This is a genomic window from Paenibacillus sp. sgz302164, assembly GCF_056120505.1.
Genome location: NZ_JBVYOL010000019.1, coordinates 50,642 through 77,337 on the forward strand (window position 1 = coordinate 50,642; position 26,696 = coordinate 77,337).

At 52.9% G+C, this 26,696-nt stretch carries 21 protein-coding genes; all 21 read right to left on the reverse strand.

Annotated features, from left to right (window positions below; genetic code table 11):
• Positions 1 to 38 precede the first annotated feature (38 nt).
• The 21 genes from murD to AC0LWT_RS27350 all read right to left on the reverse strand — a co-directional run bounded on the left by murD (position 39) and on the right by AC0LWT_RS27350 (position 26,540).
• Positions 39 to 1,433, reverse strand: a complete 1,395-nt coding sequence (gene murD / locus AC0LWT_RS27250; RefSeq protein ID WP_474684436.1) for a UDP-N-acetylmuramoyl-L-alanine--D-glutamate ligase — start codon at positions 1,431 to 1,433, stop codon at positions 39 to 41.
• Between the two features lie 3 nt (positions 1,434 to 1,436).
• Positions 1,437 to 2,372 (reverse strand): phospho-N-acetylmuramoyl-pentapeptide-transferase, encoded by a 936-nt coding sequence (mraY, locus tag AC0LWT_RS27255; protein ID WP_474684514.1) that lies wholly within the window; start codon positions 2,370 to 2,372, stop codon positions 1,437 to 1,439.
• Positions 2,373 to 2,460: 88 nt separating this feature from the next.
• Complete coding sequence (locus AC0LWT_RS27260; protein WP_474684437.1) at positions 2,461 to 3,852, reverse strand: UDP-N-acetylmuramoyl-tripeptide--D-alanyl-D-alanine ligase; 1,392 nt, start codon at positions 3,850 to 3,852, stop codon at positions 2,461 to 2,463.
• A complete protein-coding gene (locus AC0LWT_RS27265) occupies positions 3,849 to 5,339 on the reverse strand; it encodes a UDP-N-acetylmuramoyl-L-alanyl-D-glutamate--2,6-diaminopimelate ligase (protein WP_474684438.1) in 1,491 nt (496 codons plus the stop codon). The genes AC0LWT_RS27260 and AC0LWT_RS27265 overlap by 4 nt, the downstream gene beginning before the upstream one ends.
• A gap of 116 nt (positions 5,340 to 5,455) precedes the next feature.
• The gene (locus tag AC0LWT_RS27270) at positions 5,456 to 7,390 is read right to left on the reverse strand and encodes a stage V sporulation protein D (RefSeq protein WP_474684439.1); all 1,935 of its coding nucleotides are present in this window, start codon (positions 7,388 to 7,390) and stop codon (positions 5,456 to 5,458) included.
• Between the two features lie 85 nt (positions 7,391 to 7,475).
• Positions 7,476 to 9,776 carry a penicillin-binding transpeptidase domain-containing protein gene (locus tag AC0LWT_RS27275; protein ID WP_474684440.1) on the reverse strand — a complete coding sequence of 767 codons (2,301 nt, stop codon included), beginning with the start codon at positions 9,774 to 9,776 and terminating at the stop codon, positions 7,476 to 7,478.
• Between the two features lie 15 nt (positions 9,777 to 9,791).
• Positions 9,792 to 10,217 (reverse strand): cell division protein FtsL, encoded by a 426-nt coding sequence (ftsL, locus tag AC0LWT_RS27280; protein ID WP_474684441.1) that lies wholly within the window; start codon positions 10,215 to 10,217, stop codon positions 9,792 to 9,794.
• Between the two features lie 21 nt (positions 10,218 to 10,238).
• Entirely contained in the window at positions 10,239 to 11,189 is a 951-nt protein-coding gene (gene rsmH, locus AC0LWT_RS27285; RefSeq protein ID WP_474684442.1) for a 16S rRNA (cytosine(1402)-N(4))-methyltransferase RsmH, read from the reverse strand.
• 102 nt (positions 11,190 to 11,291) lie between these two features.
• Positions 11,292 to 11,729 carry a division/cell wall cluster transcriptional repressor MraZ gene (mraZ, locus tag AC0LWT_RS27290; protein WP_474684443.1) on the reverse strand — a complete coding sequence of 146 codons (438 nt, stop codon included), beginning with the start codon at positions 11,727 to 11,729 and terminating at the stop codon, positions 11,292 to 11,294.
• 125 nt (positions 11,730 to 11,854) lie between these two features.
• Positions 11,855 to 12,919: a DUF4349 domain-containing protein gene (locus tag AC0LWT_RS27295; protein ID WP_474684444.1), complete on the reverse strand. Its 1,065-nt coding sequence runs from the start codon at positions 12,917 to 12,919 to the stop codon at positions 11,855 to 11,857.
• A 964-nt stretch (positions 12,920 to 13,883) separates the two neighbouring features.
• Positions 13,884 to 15,146 carry an adenosylhomocysteinase gene (locus tag AC0LWT_RS27300; RefSeq protein ID WP_474684445.1) on the reverse strand — a complete coding sequence of 421 codons (1,263 nt, stop codon included), beginning with the start codon at positions 15,144 to 15,146 and terminating at the stop codon, positions 13,884 to 13,886.
• A 19-nt stretch (positions 15,147 to 15,165) separates the two neighbouring features.
• On the reverse strand, positions 15,166 to 16,800 hold the full coding sequence (gene bshC, locus AC0LWT_RS27305; protein ID WP_474684446.1) for a bacillithiol biosynthesis cysteine-adding enzyme BshC: 1,635 nt from the start codon (positions 16,798 to 16,800) through the stop codon (positions 15,166 to 15,168).
• A 1,310-nt stretch (positions 16,801 to 18,110) separates the two neighbouring features.
• A complete protein-coding gene (locus AC0LWT_RS27310) occupies positions 18,111 to 19,067 on the reverse strand; it encodes an ABC transporter ATP-binding protein (protein ID WP_474684447.1) in 957 nt (318 codons plus the stop codon).
• Positions 19,060 to 20,094, reverse strand: a complete 1,035-nt coding sequence (locus AC0LWT_RS27315) for an ABC transporter ATP-binding protein (RefSeq protein WP_474684448.1) — start codon at positions 20,092 to 20,094, stop codon at positions 19,060 to 19,062. The genes AC0LWT_RS27310 and AC0LWT_RS27315 overlap by 8 nt, the downstream gene beginning before the upstream one ends.
• Positions 20,095 to 20,110: 16 nt before the next feature.
• Positions 20,111 to 21,040, reverse strand: a complete 930-nt coding sequence (locus tag AC0LWT_RS27320; RefSeq protein WP_474684515.1) for an ABC transporter permease — start codon at positions 21,038 to 21,040, stop codon at positions 20,111 to 20,113.
• Positions 21,041 to 21,043: 3 nt separating this feature from the next.
• Complete coding sequence (locus AC0LWT_RS27325; protein ID WP_474684449.1) at positions 21,044 to 21,976, reverse strand: ABC transporter permease; 933 nt, start codon at positions 21,974 to 21,976, stop codon at positions 21,044 to 21,046.
• A gap of 102 nt (positions 21,977 to 22,078) precedes the next feature.
• Entirely contained in the window at positions 22,079 to 23,764 is a 1,686-nt protein-coding gene (locus AC0LWT_RS27330; protein WP_474684450.1) for a peptide ABC transporter substrate-binding protein, read from the reverse strand.
• A gap of 347 nt (positions 23,765 to 24,111) precedes the next feature.
• The gene (locus AC0LWT_RS27335; RefSeq protein ID WP_474684451.1) at positions 24,112 to 24,378 is read right to left on the reverse strand and encodes a late competence development ComFB family protein; all 267 of its coding nucleotides are present in this window, start codon (positions 24,376 to 24,378) and stop codon (positions 24,112 to 24,114) included.
• 30 nt (positions 24,379 to 24,408) lie between these two features.
• Entirely contained in the window at positions 24,409 to 24,807 is a 399-nt protein-coding gene (locus AC0LWT_RS27340) for a DUF3397 domain-containing protein (protein WP_474684452.1), read from the reverse strand.
• Positions 24,808 to 24,822: 15 nt separating this feature from the next.
• Positions 24,823 to 25,767: a ketopantoate reductase family protein gene (locus AC0LWT_RS27345; protein ID WP_474684453.1), complete on the reverse strand. Its 945-nt coding sequence runs from the start codon at positions 25,765 to 25,767 to the stop codon at positions 24,823 to 24,825.
• A 122-nt stretch (positions 25,768 to 25,889) separates the two neighbouring features.
• Entirely contained in the window at positions 25,890 to 26,540 is a 651-nt protein-coding gene (locus AC0LWT_RS27350; RefSeq protein ID WP_474684454.1) for an RsfA family transcriptional regulator, read from the reverse strand.
• Positions 26,541 to 26,696 lie beyond the last annotated feature (156 nt).

Consider the following 26,696-nt stretch of genomic DNA (forward strand, 5'->3'; position numbering starts at 1 on the left):
TGTAGTGGGCTTATCCGCCGAATATGGATAGGCCCTACTTAAAGGTTATGCACGGACTCCTTAAACATGCGTCCCCTGTCCTCATAGGATGGAAACATGTCCCAGCTGGCACAAGCCGGCGAAAGCAGCACGATGTCGCCCGCTTCGCTCATTTGCGAAGCAAGCCGTACCGCCTGGGATACCGCGTCCGCTGCATCTTTAGCAGTATCGACGCTTTTGACCCGGCTAATCCCTGCCAGCTCGGCGATGCGGTTAATTTTCTCCTTCGTCTGCCCCAGTGTGACGAGGCCTTTCACCCGTTCGCGGAAAACCGGCAGCAGCTCCATGTAATCCGAGCCGCGGTCCAGCCCGCCGGCGATCAGCACAACCCCCCGGTCGAACGCCTCGATCGATTTGATCGAAGCCGCCGAGTTCGTCGCTTTCGAATTGTTGTAAAAGGTGACGCCGTTCAGCTCGCGCACAAACTCAAGCCGGTGCTCGACGCCCCTGAAGCTTCTGAGCACATCCGCAATCGCTTCCGGCTTCACGCCCGCCGTAATCGCCGCAGCGGCCGCAGCCAGCGCGTTTTCCACGTTGTAGCTTCCCGGAATGCCCATTTCTTTGGCCGGCAGAATCGTATGTATGACGCCTTCCCCATCCGAATATACGATCGTATCCGTGCGTGCGTCCAAATAGACGCCGAATGCGAGCGCTTCTTTCATCGAAAAAGGCAGCAGCTTCGCCTTCAGACCCGGAACCAGCGACCGGCACACCGGATCGTCCCAGTTCACAACAGCCGTATCCTGAACCGTCTGATTGGCAAAAAGCTTCGCTTTGGACGCAATATAGTCGTCCATCGAGCCATGGTAGTCCAAATGGGTTTCATATACGTTGAGCAGAAGAGCGATTTTCGGTCTGAAATCGACGGTTCCCTTTAACTGGAAGCTGCTCAGCTCCACAACGAGCCAGTCGGACCCGGTCACTTCCGGCGCAGCCTCGGTCAAAGCGCGGCCGATATTGCCCGCTACCACCGGCGAAAGACCGCCTGCGTTCAGCATTTGGCCGATCAGGGTCGTCGTCGTCGTCTTGCCGTTCGAGCCCGTAATGCCGATGATCGGCGCTTGAGAAATATGATAGGCGACCTCGACCTCGGTCACGACCTCGATGCCCAGCTCCCCGGCTATGCGGACCGGCGCCACGGTATACGGAATGCCCGGATTTTTCACTACGAGCGCCACGCCCTTATGAACGAGCGAGTCCGGATGATGCCCGCATACAACAGAAATACCCAGAGCCTCCAATTCATCGGCTTCAGGGCATGCGCTGCGCTCCTTTTTATCGTTCACTTGGACGATGGCTCCAAAGTGATGAAAAAGCTTAGCCGCAGCGACTCCGCTGCGAGCCAAGCCCAAAATAACGACTTCAAGTCCACGATATTCCCGCGGATGCTTCATGATCTATAACACCTCATTCATATATAATCCGAGCGCGGCAAGAACTAAGCCGACCACCCAGAATGTGATGACGACGCGCCATTCGGACCAGCCGACCAATTCGAAATGATGATGGATCGGCGCCATTTTGAAAACGCGCTTGCCTCTTGTCTTAAAGGATACCACTTGAATGACGACGGACAAAATCTCGACGAGAAACACGCCGCCGATGACCGCAAGCAGCAGCTCGGCTTTCGTCAGGATCGCTACCGCTACAAGCCCTCCGCCAATGCCGAGCGAACCCGTATCGCCCATGAACACTTTGGCCGGGTGGGCGTTGAAGACGAGAAATCCGAGAACGGCGCCGACCATGGCTGCGGAGAAAATCGCCGCTTCCGGCTGCGTGTTGTTCATCGCGATGACCGTGTAGGCTCCGAAAGCGATGGCACTGGTACCCGCCAGCAGGCCGTCCAGGCCGTCCGTGAAATTGACCGCGTTGGACGCGCCCAGCATCAGGATCGCCATCAGCGGGAAATACAGCCAGCCCAGGTTGAGATGAAATTCGATGAAAGGAACCAACAAGTCCGTGCTGTGGCCTTCCCTGACGAGCAGGAAGCAGACAATCGCCGAAATCAGCAGCTGTCCGAACAGCTTCTGTCTGGCCGTCAGCCCGAGAGAGCGCTTGAAAATGATTTTAATATAGTCGTCAAGAAAGCCGACGAGCCCATAGCCGAGCGAAGCGATCAGCAGGATGAGCAGATCGGTCGTTTTGTCGGCAAAGCGCAGCGTTGCCAGCGCCAGCGCGAGCAAAATGATCGTGCCGCCCATGGTCGGGGTCCCTTGTTTTTTGAGATGGCCTTGCGGACCGTCGGTACGGATTTGCTGGCCGAATTTCATCCGCCGCAAAATCGGAATAAAGAGCGGTCCCATGATGAGCGCGAGCACGAAGGCCACACCCATCGTCAATAATATTGCGTTTTCCACTTTGGTTCCTCCTGCTCGCTTCCCTAAAGGCAAGGGGCGATAAGCTTGAATATTTGCAATAAGTTTAGGATAGCAGGGCGTTCACGACCTGTTCAAGCCGCATGCCGCGCGAGCCTTTGACGAGCACCAAGTCGTCCGGCTGCACAAGCTCGGCGAGCGCGGTAGCGAGCAGCCGCTTGTCGTCGTAGGAGCGCACGCGTCCCTGCGGGTACGCCTTGGCGGCTTCCTCCGCGATCAAGCCGCCAAGCCGCCCGAACGTGAAGACGCCGTCGATGCGGTCGGGCGACAGCAGCGCGCCGATGCCGCGATGGAACTGCTCTTCCTGCTCGCCGAGCTCCAGCATGTCGCCGAGCACGACGAACTTGCGGCCGAAACCGGTGAGCTGCTCGGCCAGCGCGATCGCCGCGCGCATCGACGCCGGGCTCGCGTTATACGCATCGTTGAGCACGGTCAGCCCCGAGGCTGCCGTCAGCTTCTCGATGCGCATGCTGGTCATTTGCAGCGAGGCGAGGCCTGCTGCAACGGCTTGCGGCGGCACGCCGAACGATTCTCCGATCGCAATGGCGGCCAGCGCATTGATCACGTTGTGCGTGCCGAGCAGCGGGATGTACAATTCCGGGTAGTCCGGCCGGTTAATGGAGAAATGAGCCCCGTCCGCATCCATGCGAATGTGCGTCGGATGCAGGCCGCTTTGCTCGCTGCTGCCGAAGCGGATCGTCCGCAACCCTTCAGGCAGCGCACCCTCGGCCAGCGCCTGCTCGATCAGCGGCTCGTCTCCGTTATAGACGAACAGCGCGCCGTCCGGCATCCCGCTCACGATCTCGGCCTTCGCGCGGGCGATCTCCTCGCGTGTGCCGAGCTGGAGCAAATGCGACTCGCCGATCATCGTAATGATCGCCGCCTCCGGCTCGGCGAGCCTGGATAACAGCTCGATCTCACCCCTGCCGCTCATGCCCATTTCCACGACGGCGAATTCGGTCGTTTCTTCCAGCTGCAGCAAGGTCAGCGGCAATCCGATATGATTATTGAAATTTCCTTTCGTCTTATGCACCTTGTATGTGCCGCCCAGCACGGACGCGACCAAATCTTTGGTCGTCGTTTTCCCGTTGCTGCCGGTAATGCCGACGATCCGCACCGGCAGCTGCTTGCGGTAAGCTTTGGCAAGCTGCTGAAGCGCAGCGAGCGTATCCTGCACGATGACAATCGGCATGCCCTCGGGCGGGTTCGGCCGGTCCGCCTGCCATAAAGCCGCAGCAGCGCCCCTGTCATAGGCTTCCGCCGCATAGGCGTGCCCGTCGAAGTGCTCGCCGATCAGCGGCACGAAGAGCGTTCCCGGCTGAATCGTCCGGGTATCCGTCGATACGCCCTGTATGCGCAAAGCCGCATCCCCCGCTCCGCCTTCCGCGAAGGCGGCATCCAGCATTTCCCTGATTTCCCCCAATGTACGACTGATCATTGCTTTCTTCCCCTTATCGCAGCCTTAGCCACCAAACGATCATCAAAATCATGCTTGACCCCCATGATATCCTGATACGTTTCGTGGCCTTTTCCCGCTATCAATACTACATCTTTGGGGCCTGCCCCTTCAATAGCCTTTTGTATCGCTTTTCTGCGATCCGCGATGAGCTCGTATTTATCGCTCGAATATCCGGCTTCCTCAAGTCCTGGAACGATATCCCGAAGAATTTCCTCGGGATCTTCCGTCCGCGGATTATCCGAGGTCACATATAAATAATCGCTGTATTTCGCCGTTACTTTGCCCATGAGCGGACGTTTCGTACGGTCGCGGTCACCGCCGCAGCCAAACAACGTAATGATGCGGCCTTCGGCAAATTCCCGAATCGCCGTCAGCGCGTTCTCCAGGCCGTCCGGTGTATGGGCGTAATCAACCAGGACCAAATAGTTCTGGCCTTCGATCACAGGCTCCATTCGCCCTTCCACGACGGCCACACTTTCCAAACTATTCCGGATTTGCTCAAGCGGAACGCCTTCCGCCAAAGTTGAGGCAATTGCCCCAAGCGCATTGTAAACGTTAAATTTGCCGAACAGCTTCATGCGGAACAGGGCCTCGCCGGCAAATGAAACGAGACAGAATTCCACGCCCTCCGCGGTCATTCGAATGTCGGTCGCCCGCACATCGCATTCGTTGTCGATGCCGTAGGTGACGACCTGCGCGGACGTCTGCTTGGCGAGATAGGCCGAGGCCGGATCGTCCGCATTGAGCACCGCGTACTGCCTGCCGTTCGGATCGGCGGTAAATTCGTTGCCCAGCCTGGAAAAAAGCAGCCCTTTGGCGGCTTTGTAATTGTCCATCGTTTGGTGGTAATCCAAATGATCCTGCGTCAAATTCGTAAACAGGCCCGTGCGGAAACGAACCCCTTTGACTCTTCCCATATCCAGCCCGTGCGAAGATACTTCCATAATACAGTAATCGGTATGCTGATCCGCCATTTTTCTGAGAATGCGCTGAAGCTCCAAAGCTTCCTGGGTGTTGGTCGCCTTGTTCTCCGAATATTCCGCGCCGATTTTGATGTGGATGTTCCCCATCAAGCCTGTTTTATATCCTTGATCGCTCAAAATCCGCTCGATCAAATAAGTTGAAGTTGTCTTGCCGTTCGTCCCCGTCACTCCGATGACTTTCATGGTGCTTCCGGCGTACCCGTAAAAATGAGCCGACAATGCCGCCATGGCATACCTGGCGTCTTTTACGACCAATTGAGGCACCGGCAGGTCCAACGCTCTCTCCGTAACGAGCGCCGCAGCCCCCAGCTCTACGGCTTTGGGGGCAAAATCATGGCCGTCCGCGGCCAGTCCCGGGATACAAAGAAACAAATCGCCCGCGTGCACTTTGCGCGAATCGGACTCGATGCCGGTAATCTCCGTATTGCCATCTCCGTGTATATGGGCAACGAGCAGTGCGGAAGCAAGCTCTTTCAGTCTCATCGGCAAACCCTCCCGTTTTAAACAAAATTGCAATCGTATCTATTATGGACAATTTTATGCGCCGAGAAAAGCAAAACATGTCTGCGGCCCATCTTTTTTTCGCAAGTAAAGGAAATTTATTGCTGCGGCGGTTCGCTGTTCGACAAAAAAATGCGGATCGTCGATCCTTGTTCGACCCTGGCGCCCGGTTTCGGCGCTTGGCTCATCACGTATTTGCCGTTCCCCGACTTTGCCAGCTTGAAGTTCATATTCAAATCTTCATAAATGTCTTCGACCGTAGCGCCAATCAAATTGGGCACTTCGACGACCGGCGTTTCTCCGTAGCGATAATCGCGGTCCAATTGCTGCTTGCTGGGCTCAACTTTCATGTAGCGCAGAGCGTCCGCCATCATGTTTCTGACCAGCGGAGCGGCGATCAGACCGCCGAACTGAATGCCCTGCGGATCGTCTACGGCAGCGTACACGACGATGCGCGGATTGTCGGCCGGAGCGAAGCCGATGAACGAAACGATATGCTCATCCGGCGAATAGCGGCCGTTCACTACTTTTTGCGCCGTACCGGTTTTGCCGCCGACCCGGTATCCGTCGATGAACGCATTGCGGCCCGTTCCTTTGGCGACTACGCTTTCCAGCGCTTCACGCACCTGCTTGGACGTATTTTCCGATATGACGTTGCGCACCAGCTCGGGTTCGATCACATCTACAACCTCTCCGGTTTCCGGGTTGGAGAACGATCTGGCGACATGGGGCTTGAACAGCTTGCCCCCGTTGATTGCCGCCGAGACGGCCGAAATTTGCTGAATCGGCGTCACCGAAACCCCTTGCCCGAATGAGGTTGTGGCCAGTTCCACCGGACCGACCTGCGAAGGCTTGAACAGGATTCCGTTCTCTTCCCCGCCCAGATCGATGCCCGTTTTTTTGCCGAAGCCGAATTTCGAAATGTAGTCGAACAGCTTATCTTTTCCGAGGCGCTGCCCCATCACGACGAATCCCGGGTTGCAGGAATTTTCGACAACTTGCAAAAACGTCTCGCTGCCGTGCCCGCCCCGTTTCCAGCAGCGCAGCCTCGCCCCTCCCACTTCGATGAAGCCGGGGTCGTAAAAACCTTCGTTCTTTAAATCTACCTTTTTCTCCTCTAACGCAGCTGCCAGCGTAATAATTTTAAACGTGGAACCGGGCTCGTACGTTTTCCATATCGGCAGGTTCCGGTTATACGTCTCGGACGCGTATTCTTTATAATTGCCGGGCTCATAGGTCGGTCTGCTGCCCATCGCCAGTATTTCCCCATTGTTCGGGTCCATCATGATTGCCAGCACGTTTTGCGGCTGGTACTGCAGCATCGTCTGGTCAAGCTCCCGCTCCATAATGGACTGCAAGTGGCTGTCGATCGTCAGCTGCAGGTTCAGGCCGTCTTTGGGCTTCACATACTCGTCCGTCGTGCCTTCCAGCTGCCTTCCCGCCGCATCGGCCATGTAGGAAATGCTGCCGGGAATGCCGTTCAAATATTTGTTGTACTTGGCTTCTACACCGGTCAATCCTTCGTTATATGCGTTTGTAAACCCGAGTATATGGGCGGCCAGCGTGCCGAACGGATAATAACGCTTGTTATCTTCCGCGACGACGATGCCGGGCAGCTTCAAATTGCGGATTTCCTGCGCTTTTTCAACTGTAATTTTGCGGCCTGTAGGCTTAATTTCGTTAATTCTCGCCCGCTTGGTCATCTGCTTGTAGATTTCGTCCTCATTGCCCTGCAGCACTTCCGCCAGCTTCCCGGCGACAGTCCGGGCGTCCTTCAGCTGTACGGGAATCGCCATCACCGACGGCGTGCTGACATTGTAGGTGAGCGCGACGCCGTTCCGGTCGAGAATCTCGCCCCTCTTCGGTGCGAACGGAATATCCCTCCGCCAACTGTTCTCCGCCTTTTCCGCCAAATCCGGGCCCATCCATATTTGTACGTAAGCCAGACGCAGGATGAGCGCCGAGAAAATGACCGTTCCGATAATGAGCGCTGCAAACAGTCTGCGACGAACGGTAACGTTGGATACGCGCATGTGCGTTCGCTCCCCCTTCCAAACAAGTCAAGATCGTTCATATCATGACTATTCGGGACAAACTGGGGTTAGAACAAGCTATCCGTCACTGCGTTTTTTTCGCCGCACCGTTTTTCGCAGCCGTATCCAATTTTTTGCCATTGTCCTTATCTTTCGCATTCGGCCCCGGCGATGGCGACGGAGATGGTGACGGCGGTGAAGCCGTTTCGCCTAGCGGTTGGAGCTGCAAGGTTACCGTACGCGAATCCCCTTCTCCCGCCACCGATTGATCCGTTACGTAGCCTTCTCCCGAAGTTTGGCAGTTCAGCTTGAGAAATGAGCAGGCTTCCATCGCATCGCGCAGCGACCTGCCTTTAAAGCTGGGAACAGGCAAAGAATCAAGCGGCTGCATAGCTACATAAATTCGTTGGGTCGACAAAATTTCAGTACCGGCCCGCGGAAATTGTTCGATCACCTGGCTGCCTTTGCCGAACACTTCGAGCTTCAAATTCAGCTCCTTGGCTTTGTCGGTTACGATGTCCTGCGCCGCATCCACGAGATCCGGCATCGTCATCTTGTTCGCTTCCTGCGTTACGACTTTCGCCTGCTTGGTCGAGGCGACACCCATGTACTGCAGAGACTCGGTCGCGATTTCTTTGAACGCCGGAGCGAGCACCTGACCGCCCAAGTGGTAGTTCCCGCCAAGGTCCGGCTGGTCGGCAATCAGCGTAATCAAAATCTTCGGATTTTCAACCGGCGCATAGCCGATAAACGAAATGACCCATGTATTGGTGGAATACGTTTTGTCACCGGGCAAAACGATGTTTGCCGTTCCTGTTTTCCCGGCGACCCGATACCCCTCCATGTAGGCCAGCTTGCCTGTACCGATATCCTGGTCGGAAACGACCTGCTCCAAATAATCGGTCACCTGCTTGGCGGTTTGCTCAGTTACAACCTGGCTGACTACTTTGGGGGCAAAAGACTGAATGACATCGCCCGTCTTCGGGTCGACGATATCTTTGACGACATGCGGCCACATCAGCTTGCCGCCGTTGGCCATCGCCGCATACGCGGCCGTTTGCTGAATCGCGGTCACAACGACCTTGCCCTGACCGTAAGTCGCCGTTGCGTACTCAGGGCCGTACTTCATGGCGATCAAGCCCGACACCTCGTTCGGCAGATCGATATTCGTTTTTTTATCGAACCCGAATCTCTTAATATAGTCATCGAGCCGTTCTCTTCCCAGCATTTCATAGCCAAGCTTGACGAATGCCACGTTACTGGAACGTTTCAAACCGTCCAGATAAGTTATTTTCCCCCATCCTACGCGATTATGGTCATGAAGCTCCCTGTCTTCCACACGTATGGCGCCTGATTGATATGTAGCGTTCGGGTTAAACAAGCCTTCCTGCACCGTGCCGGCGAGAGTGACGATTTTGAACGTGGAACCGGGCTCGTAACGGGAAGCGATGGCGTTGTTTTTAAAATCGTTCTGGTCCTTGAACGTCCAGTACTTGTTCGGATTGAACGTCGGTAAATTAGCCATTCCAAGTATTTCCATCGTTTGCGGGTCGACCGCGATAGCCGTCAAGCTTTTAGGATGCCATTTTTCGTTCACTTTGGCAAGTGCGGTTTCCATATAGTACTGGATGTTTTTATCGATCGTCAGCCTGACGTTTTTGCCGTCCTCGGCGGGTTTAAAGTTGATTTTGGAATCGGGAAGCTCGACGCCCTTGGGATCGGTTTCGTGCTTCATCATGCCGGGAACCCCTTTGAGGATATCGTCGAGATTGGCTTCCAGCCCCATCGAAGCGGCTCCCTCTTTGTTCGTATAGCCGAGCACATGGGAAGCGAGCGTTTCTCCCGGATAATAGCGTTTCTTGTCCTCAAGGAGGTAGATGCCGACGTTATCTTTCGGTTTCTTATCCAGTTTGGTTTGCAGCGAGGCGATCAGTTTTTGCACGGCGTCCGCTTTATCTTTTTCGATTTTCCAGCCTTCGCTGCGAACCTCCACATTTTTTGCAAACGTGCCGTTATCTCTTTTTCTCGTAGCCATGTCTCGGATTTTAGCAACCAAAGCTGCTTTGCCATCGTCCGACTCTTTTAAAATATCAGCCAGCCCTTGCGCGACGTCGTCCGAAATGTTATAAAGATTGATAATTTCCGGGTTCAGCGAAACGGTATATGCGGTCGCATCTACAGCCAGCACTTTATCGTTGCGGTCGAGAATTTCGCCTCTGGCCGGCGTGATCACTTTATCTTTTTCCCAAATCTTCTCCGCCTTACTTGTCAGCCACGCCGCATCTACGACTTGAATCCAATAGATTTTCGCGATGAGAACAACAAAAAAAAGGGTAAAGAACCCCCCGATCAAAAATGAGCGAATTTTAATTTTTTTCGTCATCATGTCATCCCCGCCCGTTTATGGATTGTAGGCCACTTTGTTTTTTTTGTCGGTTGAGGCGGGCGTTTTTCCTTTTTGGGCGGCCGATTGGCCTGCCGGTATATCGTCTTGCGGCTTCAGCCCGAGGCGCGAAGCCTCCGTTTTCAAACGGTCGGGACTTTGCAGCATCTCCACTTCCTGCTTGAGCGCGCTGTTTTCCGCCTGAATTTGACGGATCTCGTTTTGCATTTTCAAAATGCTTGCATTCATTTGATAAATGGTTGCATACCGCCAAATGATAACTCCGGCGACGATGACACAGAGCACAACCGTAAACAAATACAGCATTTTCTCCTGAACCGGCAGCGATTTGGCGCGGTACACAACTTTCGTCGTTTCTTTGATTTTGACTTTAGGCGTCCGTTTCGGGTCTAGAGCGAGGTTCCCTTGAATGTAGGAAGGCATGTCATGTTTCCTCCTTTGGTATCATAGCTTTTCTGCAATACGCAGTTTCGCCGATCTGGCCCGCTGGTTGGTTTCAAGTTCCTGTTCTCCCGGGATTATCGGCTTACGATTCACTAATTTGACAACTCCGACGCTTCCGCAAACACATATCGGAAAATCTGACGGACATGTGCATTTTTCAACATTTTTTGCGAAAATTTGCTTGCATATTCGGTCTTCCAGCGAGTGGAACGTGATGACAGCTACTCTTCCTTGCGGCGCGAGACAGCGGATGGACTGCTCCAACGCTTCTTCAAAAGCGCCCAATTCGTCATTGACGGCGATGCGAAGCGCCTGAAAGCTCCTTTTGGCGGGATGCCCGCCGGTTCGGCGCGCCGCTGCCGGGATGCCTTCCTTGATCAGCTCCACCAATTCCCCGGTCGTTGCGATCGGCTGCTTGGCCCGCGCTTGCACGATATTGGCGGCGATGCGGCGCGAAAACTTCTCCTCGCCGTACTCATACAATATTTTCGCGATTCGATCTTCCGGCCACTCGTTGACAATCGTTTTCGCGCTCAGCTCCGTCCGCCGGTCCATCCTCATATCAAGCTCGGCATCTTGATGGTAGCTGAAGCCGCGTTCGGCGTCATCCAGCTGCGGAGAGGATACGCCCAGATCGAAAAGAATGCCGTCGACCTGCGGTTTCCCGTCGCGAAGCGCCCTGGGCTCGTCCATAAGCACCCGCTCCAATTCGCGAAAATTGCTTTTTACGATTTTCACGCGGTCTCCATAAGGAGCAAGCACTGTCCGGGCGTTCGCCAGCGCCACATCGTCCTGATCCAGCGCAATCAAAAGCCCATCGGGACCGAGTTTGGACGCGATCAGAGCGCTATGGCCGGCTCCCCCCATCGTGCAATCCACGTATACGCCGCCTGGCTTTATATGTAATCCTTCAACAGATTCTTCCTTTAATACCGTCACATGATGAAACACTTGGTGTCCTCCTAAAAGTTTCCCGTTAGGGAAACTTACTTCGTAAGCATCCGCTGAGTTTCCTGTAAGGAAACTTACTTCGTAAGCGTCTGCCCCTTCCGGCTACAGATCAAAATTAAAATCCACCAGCTTTTCGGCGATTTCATTGAATGACTGCTCGGATTCACTGGAATAGCTTTCCCAAATTTGCTTGCTCCAAATCTCAACCCGGCTGGACACGCCGATGACGACGCAATCTTTTTCCAGCTTGGCATGTTCGACCAGATTACCGGGAATATTCGCTCTTCCTTGTTTATCAAGATCGCACTCCGTCGCCCCGGAAAAAAAGAAGCGGGTGAATGCGCGCGCATCTGACTTCATTAGCGGCAGCGCCTTCAGCTTCTGCTCCAGCACAGCCCATTCCGACCTCGGATATACAAACAAACATTGGTCCAAGCCGCGGGTGATAACAAAGGATTCGCCGAGCGCTTCGCGAAATTTTGCCGGGATAATGATCCGGCCCTTTTCGTCAATGCTATGCTGGTGTTCCCCCATGAACATAGCATGGCGCCCCCTTTCCCTCCACTTTGTACCACTTTCCACCACTTTTATATGTCTATTCGCCAAAAATGCAAAAAATCCTGCTAAAGACGCAGGATTTCTGAAAATTTTATTTCTGTTTTCAACTATGGACCGTCCTTGGATTCCGTATCTTCGCTTTGGGATGTCGTAATGGCTGTGTTTTGTTCTTTAAATTGATTCCTCATCTCAAGCAGTTTCCTGTTTCTTTTGCGTCTTACCAGCCATAGCGGGATCACGACGATCGCGAGTATGACGATAATCGGCAGCGCAGCCGCCAAAAACACCAATACTCCCTGAAGCACCGCAGCCAGCACATTCAAGCTGGAATTCCACGCTTTTTGCAGACGGTCGCCCAGCGTCAGCTTATTCGGATCGGACAGCAGCGGCTTGTTTCCGCTCTGTTGATACATGCGCAGCTCAATGGTCGAGTACGCTACATTTTGATCCAAATATCTGATGCGGCCTTTGATTCGCTCGATTTCTTCCTGCACTTTGGAAAGCTCGTTGGAAAAAGCGAGCAGCTCATCGGTTTTGGTCGCTTTTTCCATAAAGCTCAGCAGCCTCGATTCCACGACCTGCTTCGCCTTCAGGCGGGAATTCAAATCGACGTATTCCTCCGTTACATCCTGCCCCTGCACGTTGCGCTGTATCGAAGGGCTGATTTTTTCCAATCCGTCCAGCAAGGAGACGAATCCGCCGGCAGCGACCTTAATCGTAAAAGTCCCGCCGCGCTCCCCCGTACTCGCGTTTTCCGAAAACTGTAAAATGTAACCTCCGCTTAACGCGACCAAATTCCTCAGCTGCGTCTGCGCCTCGCTGTAATTCTCGACAGGCATGACCAGATTGGCGCGATAGATGAGCTTCCGGCTAAAACTATCACTCCCGTCCGCTCCATCCGACGGAGCGATCGCAATCGGCGCAGGTTTTTCTTCCGCCTGAGATTTTGCCGGCTCTTGCGCCGTTTTGCCGCTTGGAGCGGCACCGGCTGCCGCGGAAGCAGACTCTGCGCGTTGGTCCGCCGCTTTCATCGACTTATCAGCCGTGGCACCGCTCGTCTGCACATCCATTTTAGCCTCTCCGCCGGCAGCTGACGAGTTCTTTTCGCTTGCCGCGCTGCAGCCGTTCAGCACCGCCGCCAGCAGCAAAAAGCCCAGCGCAAGCAGAGCCATGCGCCTGCCCCTGCCCACATTCCCCCTGCGACGCGTTCTTTGTGTGAATTGCGAGTTCTGCACCATGTTCATCGCCCCTTTTCCATATATAGGTGACACACCCTATAAACGGGCACCGACCTGGAAAAGTTGCGATGGGGAGGCTGCTTTGGGTGGAAGAAGAAGCAGCTTAGAGCGGAAGGAGCGGCTGCTTTGGGCGGATGGGCGCGGCTAGAGTTGTGGTCGACCGACCGCAACTATGCAGCGCAACACCACGCGCTGAGAGCTGCGCGTGGTGCTGATGGGGCGCAGCTAGAACGGATGGGGTGACAGCTAGTGCTGATGGGTGCGGATGAAGCTGATGGCCCCCTTATTTTTACCCAAACGTTTCGTTTAGCTGGCACAAGATGGCGTAGGTGGTCATGGAGCGGCTGCGCAAACGAAAAGCCTGCGAAAGTGCAGGCTTTTTCGGGTAAAATGGTTCATTTGGAGGAAAAGCCTGCAATTGTGCAGGAATTTCCGGTTAAAACGCGTCTGAGCTCGTGCAGCAGTTGGAAAGCCTGCACATTTGCAGGAATTTTTCGCTGCAAGCGTATCCACGGGCAAAAAACTGCACTTTTGCAGGCTTTTTCCGCGCTGCCAAGAAGCAGAAGCACGATGTGCTGCTATGAACGCAGCCTTGAGGGCAACCCCCGGCCCCCAACGCGCGTGAATCTCGGGCGCGCATTTCGTCGCCGACGCATGGCAGCGGTCAGAACCCCACACGGCGTCGCATGACCTAACGGCGACCGCCGCGCACTGACCTCTGCCCTTGCCCTTGCCACCGCCCCCGCTTCACGCAGCCTTTCCTCGCTAAAGGAAACGGCTGCGCAGCGTCAATCAAGCTTGCATCCCGTTCCAGGAGCGGCACCCGCCCCGAAAAAAATGCAAAAAAGCCCGAACAGACAACATTCGTCCCCTCGGGCCTCAACCTTCTTACTATCGCTTAGTGCAAAGTCCAGCTGTCCAGGTAAGCTTTTTGCTCTTCGCTCAAGGAATCAATGCTCGTTCCCAGCGATTCGAGCTTGAATCTGGCAACCTGCTCGTCGAGCGCATACGGCACGTTCACGACTTTTTTGCCGATGTTTTGGTACTCATCGTTCACGTACTTCAGCGACATCGCTTGCAGCGCGAACGTCATATCCATAATTTCCGCGGGATGCCCGTCGCCTGCGGCGAGATTTACGAGACGGCCTTCGGCTAGCAGGTAAACCTTGCGTCCGTCTTTCAACTGATACTCCTCAATGTTGCGGCGTACCGTACGTATGGAAACCGACAGTGCCTCCAGCTCCGGCTTGTTCACTTCCACGTCAAAATGGCCCGCGTTGGAAAGAACGGCACCGTCTTTCATCACTTGGTAATGCTCGCCGCGGATCACATCGCGGTTGCCTGTAACTGTCACGAAGAAATCGCCCAATTTGGCCGCTTCGCTCATCGGCATTACGGCAAACCCGTCCATGTAAGCTTCCACCGCTTTAATCGCGTCAATTTCCGTCACGATAACGTTGGCACCCAAGCCTTTGGCGCGCATCGCCACACCTTTGCCGCACCAGCCGTAACCGACGACGACAACGGTCTTGCCGGCTACAACGAGATTCGTCGTGCGGTTGATGCCGTCCCATGCGGACTGTCCCGTACCGTAGCGGTTGTCGAACAAATATTTGCAAAATGCGTCATTGACCGCAACCATCGGGAAGCGCAGCTGCCCGTCCTTTTCGATCGCTTTCAGGCGTTGAATGCCTGTCGTCGTTTCTTCAGCCCCGCCTCTGACGTTTTCCAGCAAATCTTGGCGCTCGGTATGTAAAATCGTAACCAGGTCTCCGCCGTCGTCGATGATCAGATCAGGCTTCGTTTCCAAAGCTTTGATCAACAGCTCTTTGTACTCTTCCGGACTTGGATTGTACTTGGCAAAAACCGTGACCCCGTCCTCGACGAGAGCCGCGCACACGTCATCCTGCGTGGACAGCGGGTTGCTGCCCGTAATCGTCACATCGGCGCCGCCGGCTTTCACGACTTTGGCCAAATAAGCGGTTTTGGCTTCAAGATGGAGCGAAATCGTAACTTTCAACCCTTTAAAAGGCTGCTCTTTTTCGAACTGCTCGCGAATCCGGTTCAAAACCGGCATGTGCGCCTGCACCCAATCAATTTTCAAATGGCCTTCCGGCGCCAGCTTCATATCCGTGACAATACTTTTGTCTACAGTGTTCATTCAAACGTCCTCCTATATCCTACAGATAATAAATGCGGTGCATACCGTCTACCGGTATCGGGGTTTCAACCAGACTTTTCAGCCAATCGCTGCCGTATCGATTCATGTAAGCACATCCATTATACACTCTTTCCTGCGGCTTTGCTAATGGCAAAATCGTCAGCCGGATCCGCTCCAGCTGGCGAAGCGCCGAATCGAACTGCGACTTGTACGCATCCGCGGCTTTATTTTCCAAAAACTCGATCTGCTCCAAAATTTTGGCCAGATTCGTATCGCCCAGCTTCTTAACGCCGGGGTTGATCGCCGAAAGGGATTCCACCAACGGCTCATAGCTGGCGCGGAACTGCGCCTTCACGGCGTCAAACAGCTCCGAGAGCTTCAGCGTATCCTGCCCGTCAAGCCACTGCCGCTGCTTCTGCTCGAACCGTTCCAGCACATCCTCCACCGTCAACTCGTACTTGTTCATATGCTTCTGAACAGTTCCTTCCAACAGCGTGAACTCCAGCCGCGGCGCGGCGATCGGCATTTTCATGCCGAACAGCTCGAAGGCTTCCCCCGTCAAGCCCCAGTATGCGATCTCGCCCGCCCCGAGAACCGTGGCAAGCACCGGAAACAAATACTCCTGCATAAGCGGCCGCGTCATCACATTGTTGCTGAGCAGCTCCGGCTGCGTAAGCGCAATATCGCGCAGTTGTTCGCGCGAATAGGCGAATTCATGCTTTTTATCCGTAAAAAGCTCGCCATCCCGCTGCAGCAGCAGCCGTCCGTCGCCGGCAAAAACAAACAAATTCGCCCCGTTGTCGGCGATTTCCGCTTGCGGCTCATAGCCCGCCTCCTGAAGCTTGGACCGCGTGCGGAGCAGCGCATGGCCGAGAGCTTCGTTGTCCGCGACAAGCCGCTCGAACATCGGCGCTTCCAACCGGCGCAAGGAAGGATCGTCGGAATCGATCAGCACGAGTCCGTATTCGCCAAACAACGCGGCCATCCACCGCGCAAACGCGTCGGACAGCGTCGCCGAACCGCTGGAAGCGTGCTTCAGCTTGGACAGCAGCGACGACTTGAACTCGGTATCCATCAGCGTGCGGTCCAGCATATCCAGCGCTTCCGCCCAAGCTTCATCCGGCAAAGGCAGCTTGCTGACGGAAGTGCGCAGCCCTGTAGGATGATCGACCTTGATCTTCTCGACCTGCTGGGCGCCGGTAAGCACGTAAGTATGATTGGCCTCGTCAAAATCATGATCTTCCCCGGCAATCCAAAACACCGGAACGACCGGACGATTCAGCTTCTGGCCCCATTCGCGGGCAAGCTGAATAATCGTTACCGCTTTATACAGAACGAGCAAAGCCCCGCCGAAAAGCCCCGCCTGCTGACCGCCGACAATGGCGAGCGCCCCGGGATCGGCAAGAGCGCCGATGTTATCGAACGCAAGCGGCGCATTGCCGATTCTTTCATTATAAGCGGTCAAAACGTTGACAAGCTCCCCGCGGTCGGCGCGCGGCGCACCGGACGGCTCCGTCAGCCACTGCGCCCGCTCGGCCCAGTCGTCGGCACTGCCAAAATGATACGGGAACAACTTTTTGGAACCAGTTTTGTTTTGTATGTAGTCTTCGGCAAGCGCCTGACTTCTTTTCCAGTGAAAAGCTTCCGTTTGCATTCCGTTGTCTCCTCTTTATCCCAAATAAAGATGTGTCTCTGGAGTAACTCCGTCGAACAGACTCCTATGTTTGATTGTACACTTCCGGTCCCGCTTAAGTCAAAACTGTATTTTATTCAGTTACATTTCACTCGCAAAAAAGAGCGAATGCTGCAGCTCCTCGAATGCTGCGCCTCCTTAAGATCGAGAGAAGCCGGGACTGGCTTCCTTGCAATTCGAATGGAAGTGAAATGCGGGATGGCGCCCGCCCCCGCGGCCACATGCAGTGGTGGTTGACGACCTTCATGCGACGCCACACCGCGTGCTAGGATCTGCACACGGTGCGAAAGCATTTGAAAGGAAAATGTGTAGCTGCATCGGCTACTTCACCCGAGGGACACTCACAGAAGATACGTTCGTTGCGAAAAACCATCCGGAGCCAACGTCTCCCTGCCAGCGACCAGAAAGCCTGCAAAACTACAGGTCTACGCACCTTTGCACGCTTGCTTCGAAAAAAATCCCTGCAAATGTGCAGGCTTTCCGGGCAAATTGGGCCTCTGGCCTATCATCGGCGCAAAATTCCTGCACAATCGCAGGCTTTTCCCCAAAACAGGCCGCTTCCAGCGGAAAAGCCTGCACTTTCGCAGGTTTTCCCACGCCAAGCCGCTTAGAGCCCCCACTTCAGCTCCGCGCCCCGTGCAGGAGAGACATATGTTGGGGGAAGAGCGGTTGTCCCCCCCTCTGGTTCCTCTAACCTGACGCTTTATCAACAATCTGACTATCGCAGGTTTTCTACTTGTTAAAAGAGAAGAGTCTCTTCTATGGTACGTTTTATCAACTACCTGCACTTTCGCAGGCTTTAAGGCGATCAACCAGCCGCTGCCTGTACTTTTTACGAAAATAGAACGCGGCAGACGTTCTGTGGGGTGACGCCCGCGACGTCGTGGGAGTTTTAGCAAGTTTAAACACACCACCGAGCATCGAGTGCCGAGCCACCTATCAGGCGGTGATGCCGTCTCCGAGCGACAAAACTAACAAAACCGAGTCTCGCCATCCCTGCTTTTCGCCTTGGCAGACAAACCAAGGCCCTTCAATGAAAAGCAGCCGTGTTCAAAAGGCCGATGTGCATTACGGTGCCAAGGTAACGGAACGAACGTTCCGATTGACCGGTCCGAAACCCTATTTAACCCCATCATTTACAATACAAACCATAATCTCAAAATACGCCAAACATATCCCCTCCCCCACACACAAAGTATTCCCCGATTTACAAAAACATCGACTCAAACGAAAAAACTTAAAAAACCGCCCCCAAAGGGACGGTTCCGGACTTAATACAGATGGCACGCGACAAAATGGTTAGGCTCCACCTCTTTGACCGGCGGCATCGATGCGGCGCATTCCGGCATCGCCTTCGGACAACGGGTGCGGAACGGACATCCGCTCGGCGGGTTCAGCGGGCTCGGCACGTCGCCTTGCAAAATGATGCGCTCGCGCGTGCGCTCCACTTCCGGGTCGGGAATCGGGATGGCCGAGAGCAGCGATTCCGTGTACGGATGAAGCGGATTAGCATACAAATTGGCCGACGTTGTGACTTCGACCAGGTTGCCCAAATACATAACGCCGATACGGTCGGATATGTGCTTCACCATCGCCAGATCGTGCGCGATGAACAAATAAGTGAGCCCGTGTTCTTTTTGCAGCCGTTTGAACAGGTTGACCACTTGCGCCTGGACGGATACGTCCAGAGCGGATATCGGCTCGTCCGCAATGATGAATTGCGGTTCGATCGCAAGCGCCCGGGCGATCCCGATCCTCTGGCGCTGCCCGCCGGAAAATTCATGCGGGAACCGGCTCGCATGCTCGTCGTTCAAACCGACGGCGCGCAGCAGCTCCATGACGCGCTCGTTCCGTTTGGCACCCTTGTAGAGACCGTGAATATCAATGCCTTCGGCAATAATATTCCCGACCGTCATACGCGGATTCAGCGAGGCGTAAGGATCCTGGAACACCATCTGCATATTGCGGTTAAACTCTTTTATTTTTTTCCCTTTCAGCTTGTGCACGTTCTCGCCGTTGAAAATAACTTCCCCGGAGGTCGCTTCGTACAGTCTGATAATCGTCCTGCCTGCGGTCGACTTCCCGCAGCCGGACTCGCCTACAAGCCCGAACGTTTCTCCACGGTAAATGTCTATCGAAAAGTTGTCAACAGCTTTCAGCACTTTGCCGCTGCCAAGCTGAAAATGCTTTTTCATATTGCGGATTTGCAAAATCGGTTGATTAGCCATGATGATGACCTCCCACTCCTACAGGACGTTCAACTTGCGGCGCATCGGGATGCAGCAGCCAGCACGCTGCGGAATGCGTCTCAGACAGTCTCGTATGCTCCGGATCTTCCTCCAGGCAAGCGTTCATCGCATACGGACATCTGGCGGCGAAGGCGCAGCCTTTCGGCGGAGCGAACAAATCCGGCGGCGTTCCCGGAATCGGGATCAATTCCTCGTCGCTGTTCGTGTCCAGACGCGGTACCGAGCGCAGCAAGCCCCATGTATAAGGATGCTGCGGATCGTAAAAGATCTCATCCACCGTGCCCTGCTCGACGATTTTGCCCGCATACATGACGACGACCCGCTGCGCCATATCGGCGACAACGCCCAAATCGTGCGTAATCAAAATAATCGAAGATTCCGTTTTTTCCGAAATGGTCTTCATCAAATCGATGATTTGCGCTTGAATCGTAACGTCGAGAGCCGTCGTAGGCTCATCGGCAATCAGCAGCTTCGGCGAGCAAGCAAGCGCAATGGCGATCATGACGCGCTGACGCATACCGCCCGAAAGCTCGTGCGGATATTGATGAATGCGGCCTTCCGGCGAGTTGATGCCGACCAGCTTCAAAATTTCAATGGCACGTTTCGCAGCATCCTGTTTGCTGATGCCCTGGTGCTTGATCAAGCCTTCCGTAATTTGCTCGCCGATCTTCATAGTAGGGTTCAAGGATGTCATCGGATCCTGGAAAATCATCCCCATTTCGGAACCGCGGATTTTTTCCATCTGCCTATTGGTCAGCCGGGTAATATCCGTCTTCCCGTCGAACAAAATCGAGCCGCTTTTTATGAAACTGGGCGGAGTCGGAATTAAACGCATGAGAGTCTGGGCGGTTACCGATTTGCCGCAGCCGGATTCCCCTACGATGGCCAGCACTTCGCCTCTTTTTAAATGAAAAGTAACCCCGCGAACGGCTTGAACTTCGCCGGCATACGTGCGGAAAGAAACTCTAAGGTCTTTAACTTCAAGCAAATTGTCATTGGTGCTCATGTTCATTCACCCCTTCTTACTTGCGCATTTTTGGATCCAGCGCATCGCGAAGCCCGTCGCCCAGAAGATTGAAGCTCATCAAAATCATGCTGAATACAATCGTCGGAATAATCAGGCGGTGCGGATACAAACGAATATAGTTAGCGCCGTCCGACAGCAAGTTGCCCAGAGAGGCAAGCGGAGGCTTGACACCCAGACCGATAAAACTTAAGAACGCTTCGGTAAAAATGGCCGACGGCACGACAAATGTGATTTGTACGATAATGATCCCAAGCGCGTTGGGAATCAGGCTGCGCATAATAATTCTCATTGCGGATGCACCGAGCGTACGGGAAGCGAGCACGAATTCCTGCTCTTTCAAAGTTAACATCTGCCCGCGAACCAACCTGGCCATAGGCACCCAGCCCGTAATACTGTAAGCCAAAATAATGGAAGAAACCCCCGAGCCGATAACCATGATGAGCAAAATTGCAATGAGCAGAAAAGGAATCGCGTACACGATCTCGATCGTGCGCTGCATGATCTCATCGACACGGCCGCCATAGTAGGCGGAAATGCCGCCGTAAATAACGCCGACGACCAAATCGATCAGAGCCGCAGTAATCCCGATAAACAAGGAGATGCGCGTCCCCCACCAAACGCGTGTCCAGACGTCACGGCCGAAATCGTCCGTACCGAACCAATGCTCGGCATTCGGCGCCAAATTTTTTATTTTCAAATCTTGCGTCTGATAATCATAATTCGAAAAAAACGGAGCAAAAACCGAAAGCAATATCAAGGCGATCAATATAGTTAAGCCAGCCATAGCCAGTCTATTTTTCTTAAGTCGTCTCCATGCGTCCTGCCAATAATTGAGCGAAGGCCTTACAATTCTATCGCCGGTTAAAGATCCGGTAGCAACGGGAGCAAACTTATTGTTCTCAGTTGTTTGCGATGTCGTTTGCATCATTTATTTCCCGCCTTTCCCAAGTCGAATTCTAGGGTCTACGATTCCGTACAGTACGTCTGTCAGGAAAATAACCAAAATAAGAATGCTGGAATAGAAAATCGTTAATCCGGATATCATTGTATAATCGTTCGAAGATACTGCAGATACGAAATGCTTGCCCAAGCCTGGAACGGAGAAAATTTGCTCAACGACCAACGTTCCTGTGATGACGTTTACAAAAATTGGGCCAATAATAGTAATAACTGGTAAAATAGCATTGCGAATCGTATGTTTCACAACGACAGTAAAATTCGCAAGCCCTTTGGCTTTCGCCGTTTTAATATAATCCTGGTTGAGTACATCCAGCATCGACGTGCGCATCAAACGCGCCAAAATCGCAATGGTGCCGAACGACAGCGCAATTGCCGGCAAAACGCGGTAGCTGGGACCTTTCCACAATCCGGCGGGAAGAATTCCCCATTTAACACCGATGTAGTAAGAAAGCAGCGGACCGAGCACGAACGAAGGAATCGAAACACCGATAATGGCAATGAACATCGCTGTGTAATCGCCGGCTTTATTATGTTTTAGTGCCGCGATAATCCCCAAAGTAAGACCTACAACAATCGCAATGGCAATCGAAATCAAACCGAGTTCAAGAGATGAAGGGAAAGCCTGCTTAATAATGTCCGTTACTTTGTGGGCGGGGAATTGGAAGGAAGCTCCCAGATCTCCGCGAAGAATATTACCCATAAAAGTTAAATATTGTTCCCATAACGGCTTATCGAGCCCGTACTGCTTCAGCAGCATATCTCTCGTCGCTTTCGGGATCCGTTCAGCGCCTTCTCCCAGCGGATTGCCCGGCAAGTTTTTCATCAATACGAATGTGAATGTGGCAATGAGCCATAACGTTATAAGCGCGTATAAGAGACGGCGAAGAATGAACTTAACCATATTGCTCCTCCTTATTTCATATTCTAGCCGGAAATTTAGAAGAGGCCGCTCCCACGAGGTGCGAACGGCCTCTTGCCTGTAATTCGTAAACAGCTTGCGCGATTACTTAATGGAAGTCCATCTCAATTCCCATTCTTGACCGAAGGATGGCAGGATTAAACCTTGAACGCTCTCCTTTTTCAAGTAAGCGCGAGTACGGAAATAAAGTGGAGTTACGGCTTGATCATCCATCAAAATTTTCTCGGCTTCAACCAACGCTTTGGAACGTTTGGAAGGGTCGATTTCCGTCTGAGCCTGCTTGACCAATTTATCGTATTCCGGATTGCTGTAGTCGCCTTCGTCAAACTCGCCGCCGGTTACCCACATATCCATGAATGTCATCGGATCGTTGTAATCGGCACCCCACAGGGCAAGCGTAATGTCGAAGTCATGCTTGGAAGCCAGCTCAATACGCAGCGCATGAGGAATAGGATTCGCTTCCGCATCGTAACCAAGGTTTTGCTTCCATTGCGCCAAGATGAATTCAAGCGATTTTTTCGCAGTTTCCGAGTCGTCCGCATTGATTTTCATTTTCGGCAGAGCTGTGAGTCCTGCTTCTTTCAACCCTTCGGCAAGCAGTTCTTTCGCTTTGGCCGCATCGAATTTCGGCTGGGTATCGCCGGCAACTTTACGGAAATCGCCGCCTGCGCCGTCCGAAGTGCCGACAGGAACGAGACCCGTGGAAGGAACGGAACCGTTGGCAAGAACGGTATCTACATAAGCTTGACGGTCGATCGCCATATTAAGCGCCTGGCGGATTTTTTTGTTGCCCAAAGCCGGAACTTTTTTCGTTTGATACATCAGGTAGGAGTTTGTCAGCTCCGGTTTCGGAGTGTTATCAGGCTTGCCTGCATAAAGCTTCAACTGGTCGCGGTTGATTTCAGTCAGATCCGCCGCATCCGTTTCGTACAGATTCAGTCCCGTATTCGTATCTTTTACGATGTTAACCGTCGCTTTCGTCAATTTGACGTTAGCCGCATCCCAATACTTATCGTTTTTTACGAGCTCAAGAGTTTGGCCATGATCCCACTTGGAAAGGACGAACGGTCCGGCACCGATGACTTTATCCGCTTCGGCGCCGTATTTGTCGCCTGCTTGCTTCACAAAATCTTCTCTTTGCGGGAAGAACGTCGCGAACGCGAGCAACTGTGTAAAGAAAGCTACCGGTTTTTCAAGTTTAATTTCCAGCTGCTTGTCGCTAATCGCTTTAACGCCTAGCGCGTCTTGCGCCGCTTTTACTTCTTCAGGAGTTTTAGCTTTCGTTACCGCTTCTCCGCCTTTAATCCATGCGACGATAAAGCTGTACTGCGCTTTCGTGGCAGGGTCCAAAGTACGTTTGAATGAATAGACGAAGTCTTGCGCTTTTACAGGTTGTCCATCGGACCAGTTGGCGTTGTCGCGAATGTCGATGGTATATGTTAAGCCGTCTGCCGAAACTTTAGGGAAATCTTTCGCAAGTCCCGGAGTGGCTTTGCCGTCTTTGTCAGTGCGGAAAAGGCCTTCGTTAAAGGCGCTGAGGAACGTAAATGCGGCGTTCGCCGTCGTTTTGGAGCTGTCCATTATCGGCGGTTCTGCCGAGAAATTGATTTTGATTTCTTGCGGTTTGTTCGAAGCTGCCGGAGCAGCCGATCCTTTGGCATCGCCGCTTGGGGACGCTGCCGGAGTATTTTCATTTTTTGTACACCCGATCGCCACACTGCCAACCAAACTAAGCGCTACTGCTGTTGTAACCCACTTCTTCGATTTCATAAAACTCCTCCTTTAAAAATATGTATATCTATTTATGGTCAGGTGTATGTTGTCAAATAAATTTACGTTAACCTAACACCGAAAACCCAAGATACAATGAAAATCTTTTTAAATACGTAACATAATCTAACATATATCTCTGGTAAAAAAATTTACTATATAATACGTGAGAAATTATAACATATTACGCCATAATGTCCAGCCTTAATTCACCAGTGTCAAATTAATGTCTAAAAAAAGATCTTCATGGATTTTAATTATACAACCAACGGTTAATAAAATCTACACGAAAATCATTGTTATTTTCTACAATTCTCAAATAAATATTACAAAAAGGCCCTGTACTATCAGAAATCGCTTTTTCTGCTATCATTCATAACTTTGTCGATGGCGTAAGCGAGTTCCCGGTAAATTTCCGGCTCCAGCTGCCTTAATTGCGTTTTCACAAACATTTCTCCTTGCGAGGACGACACGTATTTCGGGGGAATGCGGTTCAGTGTGATCGCCATAATATCGGCCAACTTTTGCTCCTCGCAACCTCTTAACAGTTCCTGATGCTGCTGCAAATCCCTCAAGCATTGCCATACAAGTTCTTCCATCAAGTTACGTACCATGTCATCCATCTCCTCATTGATGTAATCGTATTATGTAGAGTATATATAGGTCTTTCCTATATTCAGAAGAAAAAGAACGATGTACAAGGCCGATAGTCCGAGAAAACCCATTCTCCAAACGATCCTGCCCACTTTCAAAAGTTCGGATTTCCCTTTCACCCGCGTCTGATAGCCGCCGATCGTGCCGAATGCAATCAGCAGAACGAGCAAAATCAGCCAGAAACCGAACGAAGTCTGGAACAGTTGGTTCCACATGACGGACACGGATCCGATCAGAAACAATGTCGTTATATCCATAGCCAGCCTTGTCGTCATCTTTTTGTCTTTCATAAAAAAATACACGGCAAACCAGACGGCGATAAACGTCACAAACGGGGCAATAGCGAGAATAGCGTATAATTTTGTCAGTACACCAGCAATAACATCCACGAACGGATCACCTTCTTATTCAAGGGCTTTTATGAAGCGATAAACGGTTTGGTGAGCGGCAAGCTCCATCTTTGCCTCCCGGGCCATGCCAAGCAAACTCCCATTCATGCTGTCGATTTCCGTCCGTCGGGCGTTCATAAGATCCTGAAGCATGGAGGAATGATTGTCCGCTGTCGCCTCGCATACTTGAAGCAGCGTCCCCCACAAATCTTCGGATACGGGTATGCCTTTGGCCGAAGCCAATCCGGCCGCTTCTTGATAAAGCTCGCGCATAAGCTGCCTCGTCCATTCCGATTCCAGCAATTCGCCGTTGCGCACGCGCAGTATCGCCGTAAGCGGATTAATGACACAATTAATAATCAGCTTGTTCCAAACCCGCGTATCCATGTCTTTCGACACCTGCGCGTCAAATCCTGCCTTTCTTAGCGTGTCGGCCAATAAAATTTGTCTAAATTTCTCAGGTCCTTTGTTTTCCTCGCTGCCTCCGGCATTTCCGATGTATGTAACCCCATGGCCGGTATGGTTGACTTTATGCAGGCCGTCCCTTTTGGCAGCTTCCGTCGTCACCGCAAGCAGCACGCGATCCGCGCCTAGCGCCTGCTCCAGCTTTTCCGCATGGCCGATCCCGTTTTGAAAACAAACGGCAACCGTATGCCGTGACATCTTCGCTGACATGTAAGAAAGCAAGCTTTCTTCAATGGCGGATTGCTTGACCATCAGAAAAATAAAATCGTACGGCGCATCCCCGCCCGTAGAAAGCCGATGTTCTTCAAAAGCTGCGAATCGGACCGCGGGCGAAAATGCCGCAGCGGGCCGGCCGTCGAGCACGATACCTTCCCGTTGCAGCGCCAGGGCTTGCGCCTCTGTCCTCGCCGTTACCGTCATGCTGTCGCAAACTTCCGCTAGCTTGGCCGCATACAAGAGCCCCAGCGAACCTGCCCCAATGATCATGATGTGCATGTAGCCCGCCCCCTCTTTACTTGGATACGCTCCCCATTATAGCACGAAAGCCCCGCAAGCGAGGCGTTGGCCTGCTCCGGAGCTTCTCGATTGACTATGCTTTTATAGGTACTGAGATCCTGTCAGTCTACTCTTTCCAAGTTGCCGTTGGCGTCCATCTTGAACCGCGGCTTTCCTTCTTCTTCCTCTTCCACGAGGAACGCCATTTTCCTTGCGCGGTCCATGATCTGGATCAGCGCCTTGTAATCGTCATTGACAACCCGGTAGTCGGTCTCCACTTCGTTGACCTGCTTGTTCAGCTTGTCGTTTTCCCGCCCCAGCCGGTCGAGTTCTTCCTCTTTGTCCTGCAACTCTTTCTCCAGGTTTTTAATATGCCTGTTCATATCCTGATAGGTGCTTCTCCATTGTCTGAGGAAGCGGATGACCGCATCGATCGATAGCGTTTCCTCGGAAATCGCCTCCGCTTTGCCTCCAGGCAGTTCCTGGGTGTCAAGCAGTGCCACGGATGAGCTTGAAATGCTGACTGCAGCATGTTTTTTCAGCTGTGTGCGTTTTTGCCGCTGGGCCTTCGCAATTTGAATGGCGGCCTCATATTTCTTTCTGACGAAACTGTTCCAACGAAAACCGCATGCAGCAGCCGTACGGCCGATCCGCTCCCCCACTTCTTCAAAAGCGGACAGCTGAGTGCTCCCTTCACGAATATGACGCAGCGTCACCTCCGCTAAAATTAAATCGTCTTCGTCGCTCCAAGCGTCTTGTCTAATTGCTGACATAAGGTCAATCCTCCTAACGTAATTGTGCAAATGCATCTAAATATAGAGAGAATCAATTCGCAAGAGAAGGTATAAATTGATTCGTGCCATTATTACTATTTCTATGCCCATAGTAGAGTTCATAGAATCTATTTGATACTAAATGGTATTGCCATT